The sequence below is a fragment of the Kitasatospora sp. NPDC054795 genome, from assembly GCF_053611565.1.
This window is the reverse complement of the sequence record NZ_JBSHAP010000001.1, coordinates 61,806-78,152: the sequence shown is the minus strand read 5'-3', so window position 1 is coordinate 78,152 and position 16,347 is coordinate 61,806. Positions and strand designations below refer to the sequence as shown.

Annotated in this window: 16 protein-coding genes and 1 pseudogene; 9 read left to right on the top strand and 8 right to left on the bottom strand. The window is 72.5% G+C overall.

The features are described 5' to 3' along the window. Positions 1-115 precede the first annotated feature (115 nt). The 5 genes from paaA (at position 116) to paaE (ending at position 4,419) form a co-directional block, all read left to right on the top strand. Positions 116-1,264: a 1,2-phenylacetyl-CoA epoxidase subunit PaaA gene (paaA, locus tag ACWGJO_RS00350; protein WP_452181426.1), complete on the top strand. Its 1,149-nt coding sequence runs from the start codon at positions 116-118 to the stop codon at positions 1,262-1,264. Further along, a complete protein-coding gene (gene paaB, locus ACWGJO_RS00345) occupies positions 1,261-1,578 on the top strand; it encodes a 1,2-phenylacetyl-CoA epoxidase subunit PaaB (protein WP_359900510.1) in 318 nt (105 codons plus the stop codon). Before paaA ends, paaB begins: the two co-directional genes overlap by 4 nt. A 13-nt stretch (positions 1,579-1,591) precedes the next feature. Further along, the gene (gene paaC / locus ACWGJO_RS00340) at positions 1,592-2,530 is read left to right on the top strand and encodes a 1,2-phenylacetyl-CoA epoxidase subunit PaaC (protein ID WP_452181425.1); all 939 of its coding nucleotides are present in this window, start codon (positions 1,592-1,594) and stop codon (positions 2,528-2,530) included. 98 nt (positions 2,531-2,628) lie between these two features. Beyond that, complete coding sequence (gene paaD / locus ACWGJO_RS00335; RefSeq protein ID WP_452181498.1) at positions 2,629-3,195, top strand: 1,2-phenylacetyl-CoA epoxidase subunit PaaD; 567 nt, start codon at positions 2,629-2,631, stop codon at positions 3,193-3,195. Further along, positions 3,196-4,419 (top strand): 1,2-phenylacetyl-CoA epoxidase subunit PaaE, encoded by a 1,224-nt coding sequence (gene paaE, locus ACWGJO_RS00330; RefSeq protein WP_452181424.1) that lies wholly within the window; start codon positions 3,196-3,198, stop codon positions 4,417-4,419. 6 nt (positions 4,420-4,425) lie between these two features. On the opposite strand, the gene ACWGJO_RS00325 is transcribed toward paaE, so the two are convergent. Together ACWGJO_RS00325 and ACWGJO_RS00320 are read right to left on the bottom strand one after the other, a co-directional pair. Beyond that, positions 4,426-5,550 carry an NAD(P)-binding domain-containing protein gene (locus ACWGJO_RS00325; protein ID WP_452181423.1) on the bottom strand — a complete coding sequence of 375 codons (1,125 nt, stop codon included), beginning with the start codon at positions 5,548-5,550 and terminating at the stop codon, positions 4,426-4,428. 197 nt (positions 5,551-5,747) lie between these two features. Next, entirely contained in the window at positions 5,748-6,119 is a 372-nt protein-coding gene (locus ACWGJO_RS00320) for a YbjQ family protein (protein WP_452181422.1), read from the bottom strand. Between the two features lie 124 nt (positions 6,120-6,243). Between ACWGJO_RS00320 and ACWGJO_RS00315 the strand changes: the two genes are divergently transcribed. The 3 genes from ACWGJO_RS00315 to ACWGJO_RS00305 all read left to right on the top strand — a co-directional run bounded on the left by ACWGJO_RS00315 (position 6,244) and on the right by ACWGJO_RS00305 (position 8,883). Further along, the gene (locus ACWGJO_RS00315) at positions 6,244-7,173 is read left to right on the top strand and encodes a hypothetical protein (protein ID WP_452181421.1); all 930 of its coding nucleotides are present in this window, start codon (positions 6,244-6,246) and stop codon (positions 7,171-7,173) included. 173 nt (positions 7,174-7,346) lie between these two features. Further along, positions 7,347-7,937 (top strand): hypothetical protein, encoded by a 591-nt coding sequence (locus tag ACWGJO_RS00310; RefSeq protein WP_452181420.1) that lies wholly within the window; start codon positions 7,347-7,349, stop codon positions 7,935-7,937. Positions 7,938-8,100: 163 nt separating this feature from the next. After that, complete coding sequence (locus ACWGJO_RS00305) at positions 8,101-8,883, top strand: peptidyl-tRNA hydrolase (protein WP_452181419.1); 783 nt, start codon at positions 8,101-8,103, stop codon at positions 8,881-8,883. A gap of 271 nt (positions 8,884-9,154) precedes the next feature. Here ACWGJO_RS00305 and ACWGJO_RS00300 read toward each other — a convergent pair. From ACWGJO_RS00300 to ACWGJO_RS00290, 3 genes and pseudogenes are all read right to left on the bottom strand, one after another. Then, positions 9,155-9,693 (bottom strand): annotated as a pseudogene (locus ACWGJO_RS00300) (response regulator); the annotation flags it as partial. A gap of 224 nt (positions 9,694-9,917) precedes the next feature. Beyond that, positions 9,918-11,036, bottom strand: coding sequence for a fatty acid desaturase family protein (locus ACWGJO_RS00295; RefSeq protein ID WP_452181418.1), 1,119 nt, complete (start codon positions 11,034-11,036; stop codon positions 9,918-9,920). A gap of 7 nt (positions 11,037-11,043) precedes the next feature. Continuing rightward, entirely contained in the window at positions 11,044-12,117 is a 1,074-nt protein-coding gene (locus ACWGJO_RS00290) for a ferredoxin reductase (RefSeq protein WP_452181417.1), read from the bottom strand. Between the two features lie 87 nt (positions 12,118-12,204). On the opposite strand from ACWGJO_RS00290, the gene ACWGJO_RS00285 reads away from it, so the two are divergent. Then, positions 12,205-13,344, top strand: coding sequence for a PucR family transcriptional regulator (locus ACWGJO_RS00285; RefSeq protein ID WP_452181416.1), 1,140 nt, complete (start codon positions 12,205-12,207; stop codon positions 13,342-13,344). A 396-nt stretch (positions 13,345-13,740) separates the two neighbouring features. Here the strand turns inward: ACWGJO_RS00285 and ACWGJO_RS00280 are convergent, their stop codons facing one another. From ACWGJO_RS00280 to ACWGJO_RS00270, 3 genes are read right to left on the bottom strand one after another with little or no spacing between them, the layout of a single operon-like run. Beyond that, entirely contained in the window at positions 13,741-14,484 is a 744-nt protein-coding gene (locus tag ACWGJO_RS00280) for a hypothetical protein (protein WP_452181415.1), read from the bottom strand. Between the two features lie 29 nt (positions 14,485-14,513). Then, positions 14,514-15,308 carry an ABC transporter permease gene (locus ACWGJO_RS00275; RefSeq protein ID WP_452181414.1) on the bottom strand — a complete coding sequence of 265 codons (795 nt, stop codon included), beginning with the start codon at positions 15,306-15,308 and terminating at the stop codon, positions 14,514-14,516. After that, positions 15,305-16,222, bottom strand: coding sequence for an ATP-binding cassette domain-containing protein (locus ACWGJO_RS00270; protein WP_452181413.1), 918 nt, complete (start codon positions 16,220-16,222; stop codon positions 15,305-15,307). The genes ACWGJO_RS00275 and ACWGJO_RS00270 overlap by 4 nt, the downstream gene beginning before the upstream one ends. Positions 16,223-16,347 lie beyond the last annotated feature (125 nt).

Genomic DNA, 16,347 nt, shown 5'->3' with positions numbered 1-16,347 from the left:
GGCCGACAGGCGCCGGCGAACAGATGACAGTCGACAGATAGCAGCTGACAGATTTCAGAATCTGTCAGCTGTTATCTGTTTCGCACCTTGCCATCCCTCCGCCCCGCTGCGCAGAATGGTACCGACCGAACGGTCAGTCGGTTGGTTGATCGGGCGTTCCGGCAACCGACCGGGCAGGACGGGCAGGACACGAGAGGGGACTGTGGTGACAGCAGAGGTGGCCGAGGCGGTCCCCGCGCAGACGCCGGAGGACCGGTTCGAGGCGGTCGTCGCCGCCGAGCAGCGGATCGAGCCCAGGGACTGGATGCCCGACGCCTACCGGGCCACCCTGATCCGCCAGATCGCCCAGCACGCACACTCCGAGATCATCGGCATGCAGCCCGAGGGCAACTGGCTGACCCGGGCGCCGTCCCTGCGCCGCAAGGCCATCCTGCTCGCCAAGGCCCAGGACGAGGCCGGTCACGGCCTCTACCTCTACGCCGCCGCCGAGACCCTCGGCGTCGACCGCGCAGAGCTCACCGAGAAGCTGATCTCCGGCCGCCAGAAGTACTCCTCGATCTTCAACTACCCGACCCTCACCTTCGCCGACGTCGGGGTGATCGGCTGGCTGGTGGACGGCGCCGCGATCTGCAACCAGGTCCCGCTCTGCCGGTGCAGCTACGGCCCGTACGCCCGCGCGATGGTGCGGATCTGCAAGGAGGAGTCCTTCCACCAGCGCCAGGGCTACGAGCTCCTGATGACGCTGATGCGCGGCACCGAGGCCCAGCGCCGGATGGTCCAGGACGCGGTGGACCGCTGGTGGTGGCCGTCGCTGATGATGTTCGGCCCCTCGGACTCCGACTCGCCGAACAGCGCCCGCTCGATGGCCTGGCGGATCAAACGGCACAGCAACGACGAGCTGCGCCGGCGGTTCGTCGACATGACCGTCCCGCAGGCCGAGCACCTGGGGGTCACGCTCCCTGACCCGGAGCTGCGCTGGAACGAGGAGCGCGGTGGCTGGGACTTCGGTGAGCCGGACTGGTCCGAGCTGACCAGGGTCATCCACGGCCAGGGCCCCTGCAACGCCCAGCGGATCGAACGCCGCCGTGCCGCCCACGAGGACGGCGCCTGGGTGCGCGAGGCCGCCGTCGCCTACGCGGCCAAACGCGCCGCCGAGGCTGCCCGAGCCGCCGAGGCTGCCGAAACCGCCGGAGCCGTCGAAGCCCCCGGAGCCGCCCAAGCCCCCGGACTCACCGAAGCCACCGAACAGGAGAACGGAAAGTGACCGAGCCCCAGGTTGGCTCCCCGGCAGGGTCCAAGGCCGGCTGGCCGCTGTACGAGGTGTTCGTGCGCCCCCGGCGGGGGCTGAACCACGTCCACGTCGGTTCGCTGCACGCCGCCGACGACCGGATGGCGCTGCTCGCCGCCCGCGACCTGTACACCCGGCGCAACGAGGGTGTGAGCCTCTGGGTGGTCCGCTCGGACGCGATCACCGCCTCCACCCCGGACGAGCGCGACCCGTTCTTCGATCCCAGCGGCGACAAGGTCTACCGCCACCCGACCTTCTACGACATCCCCGAGGATGTCCCGCACATCTGACGGGGGAGCCACCGTGCACGACCACACCACCTCCACCACCGGAACCAGCACCGGCGCCGGCCCGGGCGGCGGCCAGGACGACCACGTCTACCTCAGCCTCGCCGACGCCGCCCCCGGACCCGAGGGCGAGGGCCGCTGGGCGTACGGGACGGGCTTCGCCGACCCGCTGCTCGGCGTGGACACCACGCTGCCCGCCGGTCTGGACGGCGCCGACCTCGCCGCCTACTGCCAGATGCTGGGCGACGACGCCCTGGTCCTCGCGCAGCGGCTGATCGAGTGGTGCACCCGGGCGCCCGAGCTGGAGGAGGAGGTCGCGCTCGCCAACCTGGGCCTCGACCTGCTCGGCCAGGCCCGCCTGCTGCTCACCCGGGCCGGGCAGGCGGACGGCACCGGCCGCACCGAGGACGACCTGGCGTACTGGCGCGAGGAGCACGAGTTCCGCAACGTCCGCCTGGTGGAGACGTCGAACGGCGACTTCGCGTACTCGATCGCCCGGCTATTGCTGTTCGCCACCGCGCGCGGCGCCCTGTACGAGGCGCTGAGCGCGCACCCCGATCCGGTGCTGGCCGCGGTCGCCACCCGGGGTGTCAAGGAGCTCGCCTACCACCGGGAGTACGCGACCGCCTGGACGCTTCGTCTCGGCGACGGCACGCCGTACTCGGCCGAGCGGATGCAGGCCGGGCTGGACGCGGTCTGGCCACTGCTTGAGGAACTGTTCACGGCGCACCCGGTGGAGCTGCGGGCGGGTGTCGACCCGGCGACCCTGCGCGAACCGGTGCTGCGCTCGCTCACCGCCGTCCTCGCCGAGGCCGGGCTGACCCTGCCGGACGCGCCGCCGCTGGCCACCGTCCTCGGCCGGGCCGGCCGGGACGGCGTGCACACCGAGGCGCTCGGCCCGCTCCTCGCCGAGCTCCAGGTGCTGGCCCGAGCCCACCCGGGGGCGACATGGTGACCCACGACATGGTGACCCACGACATGGCGACCCACGACGTGGCGACCGACGGCATCGTGACCGACGAGGTCGCGACGGGTACGGCGGGCATGGCGGGCATGGCGGGCGCGACGGAACCGACGACCCGCGACGTGGCCTGGGCCGTCGCCGCGGCCGTCCCGGACCCGGAGCTGCCCATGCTCACCCTGGCCGACCTGGGCGTCCTGGCCGGGGTCGAGGTGGACGGCGGCAGCGGTACCGTCACCGCCTGGCTGACCCCGACCTACTCGGGCTGCCCCGCCGTCGCCGAGATGGCCGCCGATGTGGACCGCCGGCTGCGCGCGGCCGGCTACCCGGACGTCCGGGTGCGGCTGCGGCTGGACCCGCCGTGGTCCACCGACCTGATCACCGCCGAGGGTCGCCGCAAGCTCGCCGAGGCGGGCATCGCCCCACCGCACCCGACCGCCGCCGTCGCGGCCGCCACCGGACCGGTGGCGCTCACTCTCGGCCCGACCCGCTCCGGGGCCCCGACCGCGGCCGGGCCGGGCACCGTTCCCCCCGTGCCGTGCCCGCAGTGCGGCGGGACCGACACGGAGGAGCTGTCCCGCTTCGGTTCCACCGCCTGCAAGGCGCTCTGGCGCTGCAGGGCCTGCCGCGAGCCGTTCGAACGCGTCAAGGAGATCTGAATGCCCGCCGCTTCCGCCGCCGCCGGCTCCGCCGTTCCCGCCGCCGCTGTTCCCGCGTCCGTCGACACCGCGTCCGTCGACACCGGGTCCGTGGTCTCCGCGTCCGTCGACACCGGGTCCGCGACCGGCATCCGCCCCGCCCGCCGTCCGACCTTCCACCGGTTGCGGATCGCTCGGGTCGAGCGGCTCTGCGAGGACGCCGTCGCGGTGACCTTCGCGGTGCCGGACGGGCTGGCGGAGGAGTACGCCTTCCGCCCCGGGCAGACCCTGACCCTGCGCAAGCTGGTGGACGGCGCCGACGAGCGCCGCTCGTACTCGATCTGCGCCCCGGACGGCGGGCCGCTGCGGATCGCCGTCCGGGAGGTGCCCGGCGGGTTGTTCTCGCGTTGGCTGGTGCGCGAGGCGAAGCCCGGCGAGGAGGTGGAGGTGCTGACGCCGTCCGGCCTGTTCACCCCCGAGCTGGGGGTTCCGGCCGACCACGTGCTGCTCGCGGCGGGATCCGGCATCACCCCGATGCTGTCGATCGCCGCCTCCGTGCTGGCCGCCGACCTCAGCTCCACCGTCACCCTGCTCTACGGCAACCGGCGCAGCGACACCGTGATGTTCGCGGACGAGCTGGCCGACCTCAAGGACCGCTACCTCGGCCGCTTCCAGCTGGTCCACGTGCTCTCCCGGGAGACCAGGGACGCCGAGTTGCTCAGCGGCCGGCTGGACCCGGAGCGGGTCCGCGCGCTGCTGGCGGCGCTGGTGGACGTCGGGAGCGTCGGGCACTGGTGGCTGTGCGGCCCGTTCGGCATGGTCACCGGGGCCAAGGACCTGCTCGCCGAACTGGATGTGCCGGGCGAGCGGGTGCACCAGGAGCTGTTCCACGCCGAGGACGAGCCGCTCCCGGAGCGCGACGAGGACTGGGACCGGACGGACGCCTCGGCCGACGGCGGGTCGGGCCCGCAGAGCGAGGTGACCGTCGTGCTCGACGGCCGCGGCAGCACGCTCTGCCTGCCGCGCGACCGCTCGATTCTGGACGGCGCCCAGCGCTCCCGGCCCGACCTGCCGTTCGCCTGCAAGGGCGGAGTCTGCGGCACCTGCCGCGCCCTGGTCACCGAGGGCGAGGTGGAGATGCGCCGCAACTTCGCCCTGGAGGAGAAGGAGCTGGCCGCCGGGTACGTCCTGACCTGCCAGGCCCGCCCGCTCACCGACCGGGTGACCGTCGACTACGACCGCTGAGCGAGCTCAGACGGCGGCGGGTTCCGCGACCTGGTCCGCGAGCGCCGGGCTCCCGGCCGTCGGTGCCGCGAGCGCCGGGTCCCCGAGGAGCTTGACCAGGTCGTTGACGGCCGCGCGGCCGGCCCGGTTGGCGCCGACGGTGCTGGCGGACGGACCGTAGCCGACCAGGTGGACGCGCGGGTCGGCGGTGGCGCGGGTGCCGGTGAGGGCGATCCCGCCGCCGGGGGAGCGCAGCCCGAGCGGGGCGAGGTGCCCGACCTCGGGCCGGAAGCCGGTGGCCCAGACGATCGCGTCCACCGGCAGCTCCTCGTCGCCCCAGGCGACCCCGTGCTCGGTCAGGCGGTCGAACATCGGGCGGCGGCGCAGCGCGCCCAGCTCCTGGGCGCGCCGGAGGGCGACGGACGGGCCGAGCCCGGTCACGCTGACCACGCTGCGCACCGGCAGGCCCTGCCGGACCCGCTCCTCGACCTTGGCGACCACCGCGCGCCCGTACTCGGGGGTGAACGGTCCGTTGTGGTAGAGGGGTTCGGAGCGGGTGACCCACACCGTCTCGCCGACGGCGGCGACCTCCGACAGCACCTGGACCGCCGAGGCGCCGCCACCGACCACCAGCACGCGCCGGCCGGCGAACTCCTCGGGACCGCGGTACTCGGCGTAGTGCAGCTGGCGGCCCGCGAAGTGACCGGGGTAGTGCGGGAGGAAGGGCCGGGTCCAGGTGCCGGTGGCGTTGATCAGTGCGCGGGTGGACCAGACACCGTGGTCGGTCTCGACCAGCAGCCGGGCGTCCGGTCGTTCGGACTCGGCGCGTACGGCACGCACCGCGACCGGGCGTACGACCGGGAGCGCGTGTCGGACCTCGTACGCTGCGAAGTACTCCGGCACCACCTCGCGCGCGGGGGCCCCGGGGTCCGGCGGCGGGAGTTCGGCGTCGGGGAGGTCGTGGACGCCGTGCACGGTGGCCATCCGCAGGGACGGCGAGCGGTGCGCCCAGGCGCCCCCGGGGACGGGGTTGGCGTCGAGGACGACGAAACCGCCGTCGACGCCAACCCGGTACGGGGCGAAACCGCGGCGGCCCAGGTGGTGGGCGGCGGAAAGGCCTGCCTGCCCGGCACCCACCACCAGGACGTCCACGCGTTCCGGAACGCTGTTCGTTGCACCGTAAACAGTCACGCCGCTGAAACATCAGGGGGTCGACGGCTGTTCCCGTCGTCCCGCCGGGGCTCCGTCGGCGTCCGTGGAGGAGCGAACGGTGGTCGCGAACGGGAGTGCGCGGGCGGAGGCGCGAGGGCGCGGAGGCGCGGATGTCGAGGAGCAGGAGCGGAGGAGCGTCAGGAGAGCGGGGAGATGACGGCGGCGGTGCCGTAGGCGCAGACCTCGGTGCCGACGTCGGCCGCCTCCGTGACGTCGAAGCGCATCATCAGGACGGCGTTGCCGCCGCGCGCCTTGGTCTGCTCGACCAGCCGCTGCATGGCCTCGTTGCGGCTCTCGACCAGGGTCTTCGTCAGACCGCGCAGCTCGCCGCCGATCAGCGACTTCAGACCGGCACCGATCTGGCTCCCGAGGTGGCGGCTGCGCACGGTCAGCCCGAAGACCTCGCCGATCACGTGGTCGACCCGGAAGCCGGGGACGTCGTTGGTGGTCACGACCAGGACGTCGGCGTTCGGGCCCTGCCCGCCGCCGTACTCGTTGATGTCAGCCATGGGACGCATCCTGCCAGTTCCTGCGTCCGAGTGACCGAGGCGTGGCCGCGCGGTGGCCGAGAACGCTTCCGGAAGCTGGTCCGGACCGGTGATCGGGGGGCCGAAAGGCCGTACCGTTAGCCCCATGGGCGAGCGAAGCGATCATCCACAGGGGCCGGGCGCGGCGGAGGACTCCGGCGCGCAGGAGATCGAGGCGACGGTGGTGCTGGGCCTGCGGATCACCGACTGGCCGGCCCTGCGCGCGGCCGCGATCAGGGCCGTCGAGGAGCTGGACTTCGACGGCATCGACCCGGCCGGCCAGCGTCGCGAACTGCTGCGCGAGGTCGCCGAGGACGCCAACGCGGCGCTCGGCGCGCTGCTGCATCCGGACCGGCTGGTGGCCGCCATCCCCGGGGTCGAGGCGATGGGCGGGACGCTGGAGATCAGCGTCACGGAGGACTTCACACCGGACTTCGCCGACCTGTTCCCGCTGGAGGGCGACGAGGAGGACGGCGGCGCGGGCGCGGACTGGACGCTCACCCCGCGCACCGCCTGCCTGCTCCACGCCCAGCTGATAGGTCTGGCCGACGCCGCGTACGACGACTTCGACGAGCACGGGGACGAGGCGATCGTCGACGGCGAGGACACGGACTGGACGGTCTTCGCCAGGCTCCCCGAACGCACCTGGCGGATGCACCGGAGCTGGCGCCGCGCGATGGCCCGGGCCTTCGACGACCTCGCCGACGACCTCGCGCTCGGCGAGTGGCCACTGCCACGCTGCCTGGCCGAGGACGTGGCGCTGCGGATGGCCCTGGTGGACGCCCGGACGCTGCTCGGCGCCCAGCCCGAGTCGGTCGCGGACATGATGGGCGACCTCCCGGCCGACCTGTACGACTACGACTGGGACGGCTGCCACGACGAACTGTTCGGGGTCTACGGGCCGGACGACGGTGATCCGGAGCTGGGGGCGGAGCAGCGCACGGAGGCGCTGCTGGCGGCCACCCACCCGGAGGGCTGGTTCCTGATGTACGAGGACGCCGAGGAGCGGGACCCGCAGCGCGGCTACAGGCGCTGACGAGGCGCTGCGCCGTAGGGCGGGCGTCGGGCACCGGGGCATTGGACGTCGGGGCGTTGGACGTCGGGGCGTTGGAGGCCGAGGGTCGGAGGGCGGGGCAGGGCGTCGGCCGCCGGTTCCGTGGCCGTCGCTCGGGCCGGGCGGTCCGATGGGTGGGCGGTTAGGCTGCGGGCATGTCCGATGTGCGTGGCATGCGCGGTCCGTCCCCCGACGATCCTCTCGATATCGACGGTCCCGACGGTCCCCACGATCCGAGTGCTCCCGAAGAGGGCGAAAGGACAGGCGGAGGGCCGGGCGATGAGCCGGGCGATGAGGACGAACCGGCGCTGGCCCGGATCGCGCTCGGGCTGGACGGGGCGAGGGCGGCGCAGCGCGGTCGGACGGCCGAGGACCGGGCCGGCTTCGAGGCGCTCTGGGAGGCGCTGGGAGAACGGGACGTCTTCCACCGCTGCCTCGTCGCCCACTACCTGGCCGACCTGCAGGACGACCCGCGCGCCGAGCTGGCGTGGGACCGGCGGGCCCTGGCCGCCGCCGACTCGCTGAGCGCCGAGCGTGCCCGGACGTACGGGTCGGCCCTCCAGGTGCGCGCTTTCTACCCCTCGCTGCACCTCAACCTGGCCTCGGACCACCTCAAGCTCGGCGAGCCGGACCTCGCCCGTGCGCAGCTCGAACGCGCCGTGCGCAGTCTGGACGCGCTGCCGGAGGACGCGTACAGCGCGAGCATCCGGGCGGCGGTGGACGAGCTGCGGCAGCGGCTGCGGTGAGCGCGGAGGTGGACGCTGCGGCGGTCGGGCCGGGCCGAGTCGGGTCGGGCCGAGTCGTCCGGAGCGGGGCTGGCATCCTGGACGGGTGACTGATCCTTCCGATGCCCCGACCCCCACTGCTTCGACCCCCACTGCTTCGACCTCCACTGCTTCGACTCCGGCTGTGGTTCCTCCGGCCCCGGCTCCGGCTCCGGTCTCCGAGCCCCCGGCCCCTGCGGCCGACCCCGGCGAGGCCCCGGAGCGAGAGGACCGCGAGGACCGCGACGAGCGGCCGCAGTACGTGCTGCCGCTGGTCGTCCGGATGGAGCGGGCCACTCCGCCGAGCCGGACGGACGCGCTGGAGACCTCGGCCCGGGCGGTGCTCACCCTGCTGGCCGACCCCCGGGTGACCGGGGCGGACGGTGAGTGGGCGGAGCGGGTCGCGGCCTGGGAGGACGCCCGGATCCGCAAGGTGGTCCGGCGGGCCCGGGGCGGGGAGTGGCGCCGGGCGTGCGAGCTGCCGGGCCTCACGGTGCGCGGCCGGGAGGCCGAGGTGCGGGTGTTCCCGCCGGTCCCGCTGGACGGGTGGCCGAAGGACCTCGCCAAGCTCCAGGTGTCCGGGACGGACCTTGAGGAGACGGTCGAGGTCACGGCGCCCGAGCCGGGGCTGCCGGTGCTGTGGCTCAACCCCGAGCTGGAGATGAGCGCGGGCAAGACGATGGCGCAGACCGGGCACGCCGCCCAGCTCGCGTGGTGGCGGCTGGACGAGGCGCAGCGCAAGGAGTGGGCCGAGGCCGGCTTCGCGCTCGCGGTCCGAACGGCCTCGCCGCAGGCGTGGGAGGAACTCGTCCGCAGCGGGCTGCCGGTGGTCCAGGACGCGGGCTTCACCGAGATCGCGCCCGGGCCAACTGTTGCACTCGAGGGAGGCACGCGCTACTGCCCCACCCCGCGCCTACGACGCCCGTGAACGCTCCAAGCTGACCCCCGAACCGCAACGTAGCAGGTGAGACGCGTACGTTCCCGGCCGTCGCATGTCTCCGGCGGCCCTTCCCGGAGGGGGCAGGGGACGGCGCTCCCGCCAACGGGCAAGACGGGTAGGCATCGCGAAAGGCCGCGGCCTGTTCGTCAGCGAGCTGCTCGGCCATCCGATGCCGGACCCGTTCGGTGATGGCGAGTTCGTCGCGGAGGGGCTGACGGTGTCAGGAGCCGGCCGGGGCGCCGATCACCGGGCGCCTGGGCTAACGCCTGTCCAGCAGTCCGCGTTCGAGGGCCACGACACCGCGTGCGTGCGGTCTCTGACGTCGAGCTTGGCGAAGACCCGCAGCAGATGGGTCTTCACCGTGGCCTCCGTGATGACCAGCCGCCGACCGATCTCCACGTTGGACAGGCCGTCGGCGACCGCGCTCAGCACATCCACCTCCCGGGTGGTCAGGGCCACCGGAGCTGGTTGCCGCATGCGGGCAACCAGCCGCTCCGCGACCCTCGGGGCCAGGACGGTCTCGCCGCGGGAGGCGGATCGGATGGCGTCGACGAGCTGATCACGCGTGGTGTCCTTGAGCAGGTAGCCGATCGCGCCGGCCTCGACCGCGCGCTCGATCTCCGCGTCGGTGTCGTACGTGGTCAGGATCAGTACCCGGGTTCCTGGGCAGCGGGCGACGATCTCGACGGTGGCACTTGCCCCGTCGAGGACCGGCATCCGCAGATCGATCAGTGCCACGTCCGGCTTCAGACGCTCGACGAGTTCGACGGCCGCGCGGCCGCCGCCGCCCTCGCCGACTCGGAGCCCGATCTCGGAGGTGGCCGGTTGGGCTGGTACGGAAGGAAGGAAGGAATTAATCCGTGCCGGCTCTGTCGTCGTTCGTGGCTGCGAAGGTCAGGTCCGGGGCCGGTCAGCCCTCGTCGTCGACGGCTCCGCCCAGGTGCTGGTCGGGAACGAGGCGGTCACCGCCCGCAGCGGAGCTTCCGTGCGGATGTCGTCACCCGGAGAACCACTACCGGGAGTCAGGCCGTGACGAGCTCCTTCTCGCGGGCCGGTGTCTTGACCTTGGGCTTCCTGTTCGGCAGCGAGAGCCGGAAGACCTTGTGCCACGCGGAGAACACCTGTTTGGGCAGCGGCCCGGTGACGTACTCCAGCTCGTACTTTTCGAACAGCGCGCGCACCTTCACGGCGACTTCGGCGTACCGGTTGCTCGGCAGGTCCGGGAACAGGTGGTGCTCGATCTGGTGGGACAGGTTGCCCGTCATGAAGTGCATGGCCCTGCTGCCGCTGATGTTCGCCGAGCCCATCATCTGGCGCAGGTACCACTGGCCGCGCGTCTCGCCCCTGACCGACTGGCGCTCGAAGACCTGTACGCCCTCGGGGAAGTGCCCGCACATGATCACCGAGTGGGACCAGATGTTGCGGACCAGGTTCGCGGTGAACGTGGCGGCGAGCGTGGTGAGGAACGACGGGCCCGACAGCAGCGGGTGGATCACGTAGTCCTTGAGCACCTGCTTGCGGATCTTGCGGCCCACGGCCTTGGCCCGCGCGCGGAACTCCGGGTTCCTGCGACGGTGCTTCTGCAGGTTCTTGCCGAGTTCGAGGTCGTACGCCGCGATGCCGTACTCGAAGAAGCAGGCGTTGACGAAGTTCCACAGCGGCTGGCCGAGGTGGAGCGGGTGCCACTTCTGGTCCTCATCGACGCGCATGATGCCGTAGCCGAGGTCGTTGTCCTTGCCGATCACGTTGGTGTACGTGTGGTGCAGCTCGTTGTGCGAGTGCTTCCACTGCTCGGACGGCGAGACGTGGTCCCACTCCCAGGTGGTGGAGTGGATCTTCGGGTCCCGCATCCAGTCCCACTGGCCGTGCAGGACGTTGTGGCCGATCTCCATGTTTTCCATGATCTTCGCCACTGAGAGGCCGGCGGTGCCGAGCAGCCACGCGGGCGGGAAGATCGAGAACAGCAGAACGCCCCTGCTGGCCAGTTCGAGCTTGCGCTGCGCCGAGATGACCTTGCGGATGTAGGCGGCGTCCTGCTCGCCGCGGTCGGCGAGCACCTCGTCGCGGATCGCGTCCAGCTCGCGGCCGAGCTCCTCGATCTGCTCCGCGGTCAGGTGGGCGGTGGGGTCGATGGCGGTCAAGGTGCTTCTACCGTTCGATGTCGCAGGGGCCCGCCGCGGCGGACACGCAGGTCTGGATGAGGACGCCCGGCTCGGCCTCGGTGATCTCGCCGGTGCGCAGGTCGCGGACGGCGCCGGCCTTGAGCGGCGTGACGCAGCCGAAGCAGATGCCCATGCGGCACCCGGAGGGCATGAGCACACCGGCTTCCTCGCCGATGTCCAGCAATGGCGTGGCGCCGTCCGCGTCGACGGTCCTGCCGGTGGCGCTGAACGTGACCTCGCCGCCGCCGTCGTCGCTGCCGCCGTCGCCGGCGACGACGATGCGGGGGCGGAACCGTTCGGTGTGCAGGCGCTCCTGGACGCCGTGCTCGGTCCAGTGCTCCTCTGCGGCGTCGAGCAGGCCCGCAGGCCCGCAGGCCCAGGTCTCGCGCTCGGCCCAGTCGGGCACGAGTTCGCCGAGACGGGCGATGTCGAGCCTGCCGTCTGTGTCGGTGTGCACCTCGGTGAGGCGCAGCTTCTTGTCCGCGACCATGCCGTGCAGTTCGTTGCGGAAGATCACGTCTTGCGGCTGTGGTGCGCAGTGGACCAGGACGGCGTCGTCGACCTCGGTGTCGCGCAGCATGCCCATCACGGGCGTGATGCCGCTGCCGGCCGTCAGGTAGAGCACCTTGGCGGGCTTGGCATGCGGCAGCACGAAGTCACCGGTCGGCTGGTCGAGCTGGATCAGCGTGCCCGGTGTCGCCCTACGGACGAGGTGGTTGCTGACCTTGCCGTCCGGGATCGCCTTCACGGTGATCGTGATGCGGCCGTCCTGGCGGTCTGTCGGTGAGGTGATGGAGTAGCTGCGCCACAGGCGCCTCCCGTCGACGTCGACCCCGATCCGCACGTACTGACCGGCTGTGTGGCCGCGCCAGCCCCGTCCCGGCCTGATCACGACGGTCGCTGCGTCAGCCGTCTCGGGGTGCACAGCCTCGATGCGCCCACGCAGGTCGGCGCCCGCACGCAGCGGGCTGGCCAGGTCGAGGTAGTCCGACGGCAGCAGCGGCGTCGTGACCATCTCCAGCAGTTTCCACGCCCTGCTGCGGAGGGCTGCACTCGTCATGACTCCAGCTTGCTGCGCCTCGGGGCGTAAAGTCCTGACCGTAGGACGTGAATCTGGTCGGCTGAATTGTTCGTAGGGAACAAGAACGTGAGCCATGCAATCCGGAGGGCCAGCGAGCTGGTCCTGGATGAGACGACGGTCACCGCGCTTCGGGCCGCGCTGACGGCCACTGCCGACGAGGTCGTCGAGGCGATCATCGACGAGGTCCCGCCCTACGCCAACGCTCTTTCGGGTCGCATGGGCGGCACCATCCGCCGAGCCGTCCGCACCGCCCTGGGGCACTACCTGGACCTCGCGAGCGGGAACGCCACGGGTGGCGACGCCGGTGACGCGGCCTACGAGCTGGGCCGCGGCGAGGTGCGCGACGGCCGTTCGATGGACGCCCTGCTCAGCGCCTACCGGGTCGGCGCCCGTGTGGCCTGGCGATGCCTGGCGGCGGGTGCCGTACCCGCAGGTCTGCCCGCCGCCGAGGTCGCCAAGTTCGCCGAGCTGACCTTCGCCTACATCGACGAGCTCTCCGCCGCGAGCGCCGCGGGCCACGCCGACGAACTGGCCGCCAGGGGCAGGGCCCACGAGCGCCACCTGGAACACCTGGCCCGCGACCTCCTCGCCGGCGTGAGCCTGGAATTGCTGCTGGCCTCTGTTCAACGAGCCGGGTGGCAGCCCCCGGTTTCGCTGACCGTGGTCCTGCTACCCGCTTCCCAGGCCCGGCCCGCCTACCGGGCGCTCGACCCGAGCACTCTCGTCCTCGACGATCTGCCGGACGCCACCGGTGTGCTGCTCGTCCCCGATGCCGACCGGCCACACCTCTTGCGGCAGCTGACCGACCGCGCCGCCGTGGTCGGCCCGGCACGGCCATGGACTCGTGCGTCCGCCTCGTACGCCCGGGCCGTACGCGCCCGCTCCCTCTCCTCTGAGATCCGCGACACCGAGGACCACCTGCCCGAGCTGGTGCTGAGTGCCGACATGGACGCGTTCGCAGACCTGCGTGCCCGAGCCCTCGCGCCGTTGCGGACCTTGCCTGCCGCGACCGCAGGGCGGCTGGAGGAGACCTTGCGGGCGTGGCTGCTGCACCAGGGCAGGCGGGACGAGGTGGCGGCGGCGTTGTTCGTCCATCCTCAGACAGTCCGGTACCGGATGTCGCAGCTGCGGGAGCTGTTTCCGGATCTCGCCTCGCCGGACCGGGTCCTTGAACTGACCCTGGCGGTGGGTCTTCGGGGCGGCTGATGCGCACTGCGACCGTCCACGACTGCGTCTGGCCGCCTCGCCCGAGCGGTACACCGGCACGACGAGCTCGGCCTGGAGGTCGCGACCGGTGCGGTGCGGGTGGGGGTGCGGGTGCAGGACCCGGGCACAGGGAGATCGCGCCGGGCAGCTGCACGGTGATCGCGGAGCACCCGACGCTGCGGTGACGGCGGGGCGGGCGGCCGTCGGGCGACGGGCGACGGGTGGGCGACGGGTGGGTGTCGGGCGACGGGTGACGGGTGACGGGTGACGGGTGACGGGTGACGGCGAACGAACGGCGGCGAACAGATGACAGCCAACAGATAACAGCGAACGGATGACAGATTTTGAAATCTGTCATCCGCAACCTGTCGTCCGTCCGCTGTTCCCCGTCGCCCGTCAGCTCGGCTCGTACCGCCGCATCGCCCGCAGCCCGCCGTAGACCGCCAGGGCGGTCCAGAGCGCCATGATCAGCAGCCCGGTCCAGTGGCCGTAGTGGACGCCCGGCTCGGGCTGGGTGCGCATCGCGTACAGGCCGGCCCGGTCGGGCAGGAACTGGCCCAGTTCGCGGACACCGGGGATGGCGGCCAGCCAGGTGGTGCCCAGGAACACCGTCGGGGTCAGCAGGCCGAGTGCGGCGCTGAAGTTGCCCAGCATCGCGGTCAGTCCGAGGCAGATCAGCACCATCATCGGGTGGTACAGCACGCCGGCCAGGAAGCTGCGGGCCAGGCCCGGGGTGGAGAGGTCCAGGCCGACGGTGGCGCCGACGACCAGGAACGAACCCGCCGTCGAGGCCAGCCCGAGCAGCAGTCCCAGCCCGGTGCCGAGCGTGAGCTTGGCGCCGTAGAGCCGGCCGCGCCGGGGAACGGCGGTGAGCGAGGTGCCGATCATGCGGGTGTTGAACTCCTGCCCCATCAGCAGGATGCCGAGGCAGGCCACCGCGACGTGCCCGAAGAGCAGTCCGTAGAAGATCCCCCCGGCCGGGTCCTCTCCGGCCGTGTGGTCCTTCGCCCCGTAGGCGGCGTTGACGGCCGCCGTGACGCCGACCGTCAGCGCCAGGGCGACCAGCGGGGCCGCCCACTGCGAGGGCAGGGTGGTGAACTTGACCCGTTCGGCGCGTACCGCGTCGGCCATCGCGCTCATCGTCGCTCCCATGTCCCGTTCGCCCGTGGTCACTTGGCGCGCCGCATCGCCCGCAGGCCGCCGTACGCCGCCAGGGCGGTCCAGAGCGCCATGATCAGCAGCCCGGTCCAGTGGCCGTAGGCGATCTGCGGGTCGTCGACGTACCGCAGGGCGTACTGGCCGGCCCGGTCGGGCAGGAACTGGACCACCCGGCGCACCCCCGGGACTCCGCCGAGCAGTGGTGAGAGCAGGAAGAGGGTCGGGACCAGCAGTCCCATGGCGGCGGTGAGGTTGCCCAGCACGGCGGTCGTTCCGAGGCAGAGCACCACCACCAGCGTCTGGTAGAGCACCCCGGCGACGGCGGTGCGGACGAAGGCGGGCCCGTCCCACTCGGCGGGGACGGAGGCCGCGTACCCGGCGAAGGCGCCCGCCGTGCCGACGGCGCCGACCGACAGGCCGACCAGTGCGCCGAGCGTGAGCTTGGCGCCGTAGAGCCGGCCGCGTCGCGGGACGGCGGTGAGCGAGGTGCCGATCATGCGGGTGTTGAACTCCTGCCCGATCAGCAGGATGCCGAAGCAGGTCAGCGCCGCCTGGCCGAAGTTGAGGCCGTAGAAGACGCCGACACCTGGGTCGTCGGTGATGTTGTGGTCCTTGCCGCCCAGGGCCGCGCCGACGGCGGCGGTGACGCCCGCGGTGAGCACCAGGGCGAGCAGCGGGGTGATCCAGAGCGACCGGAGCGTGGTGAGCTTGATCCACTCGGCGCGCAGGGCGTTGACGGCAGGGGACCCGGAGGACGTCACGACGGATGTCGCGGCGGACGTCACGGCAGGGTTCGAAGCGTTCACGCGGCGGCCTCCGCACGGTACTCGACGCTGTCGGCCGTCATCCGCATGAACGCTTCCTCCAGGGAGTCCTGCTGCACGGCGATCTCGTACAGCACCACGCCGTTGGCCGCGGCGAGCGCGGCGATCCGCTCGGGTTCGGCGCCGCTCACCTCCCAGGCGCCGCCGGCGACTTCGGTGGCGTCGAGGCCGTGTCCGGGGTCGCGGAGCAGGGCGGCGAGCTTGGTCGGGTCGACGGCGCGGACCCTGATCCGGGTCCGGCCGTGGCGGTCGATGAACTCGGAGGTGGCGGCGTCGGCCAGTAGCCGGCCGCGCCCGATCACCACCAAGTGGTCGGCGGTGAGCGCCATTTCGGTCATCAGATGGGAGGAGACCAGCACCGCCCGGCCCTCGGTGGCCAGATCGCGGAGCAGGGTGCGGATCCAGCGGATGCCCTCCGGGTCCAGACCGTTCACGGGCTCGTCCAGCAGCAGCACCGGCGGGTCGCCGAGCAGTGCGGCGGCAACCCCGAGACGCTGGCGCATGCCGAGCGAGAAGCCCCGGATCCGCCGTCCGGCCGCGTCCGCCAGACCGACCTGGCCGAGCACCTCGTCCACCCGGCGGGCCGGCAGCCCGTTGCTCGCGGTGAGCCAGCGCAGGTGGCCGTGTGCGGTCCGGCCGCCGTGCAGTGCCTGGGCGTCCAGCAGTGCTCCGACCGTCCTCAGCGGGTCGGGCAGTTCGACGTAGGGGCGGCCGTCGACCAGGGCGTGTCCGGCGGTCGGCCGGTCGAGGCCGAGGACCAGGCGCATGGTGGTGCTCTTGCCGGCGCCGTTCGGGCCGAGGAAGCCGGTCACCACGCCGGGTCGCACCTCGAAGGTCAGGTCGTCGACGACGCGTCGGCCGTCGTACTCCTTGGTCAGGCCCTGGATCTCGATCACGGCCCGCTCCCCTCGTCTCGTCGTCTTGGCGGTCTCCGCCGGTGCTCGCTGTGGTCGGCCCCGGGCGGTGGCTCCATTCGACCGGAGCGGGCCGGTGCGGCGGATCCCGCCGGGGCGGGGAGCCG

Excerpts from the sequence above, each read along its gene's own strand:
- paaD (WP_452181498.1), top strand. The coding sequence starts at position 2,629 with ATGGCGGGCGCGACGGAACCGACGACCCGCGACGTGGCCTGGGCCGTC.
- ACWGJO_RS00290 (WP_452181417.1), bottom strand. The coding sequence starts at position 12,117 with ATGACGAGTGCAGCCCTCCGCAGCAGGGCGTGGAAACTGCTGGAGATG.
- ACWGJO_RS00315 (WP_452181421.1), top strand. The coding sequence starts at position 6,244 with ATGGGCGAGCGAAGCGATCATCCACAGGGGCCGGGCGCGGCGGAGGAC.
- ACWGJO_RS00310 (WP_452181420.1), top strand. The coding sequence starts at position 7,347 with ATGTCCGATGTGCGTGGCATGCGCGGTCCGTCCCCCGACGATCCTCTC.
- paaE (WP_452181424.1), top strand. The coding sequence starts at position 3,196 with ATGCCCGCCGCTTCCGCCGCCGCCGGCTCCGCCGTTCCCGCCGCCGCT.
- paaA (WP_452181426.1), top strand. The coding sequence starts at position 116 with ATGGTACCGACCGAACGGTCAGTCGGTTGGTTGATCGGGCGTTCCGGC.
- ACWGJO_RS00280 (WP_452181415.1), bottom strand. The coding sequence starts at position 14,484 with ATGAGCGCGATGGCCGACGCGGTACGCGCCGAACGGGTCAAGTTCACC.
- ACWGJO_RS00320 (WP_452181422.1), bottom strand. The coding sequence starts at position 6,119 with ATGGCTGACATCAACGAGTACGGCGGCGGGCAGGGCCCGAACGCCGAC.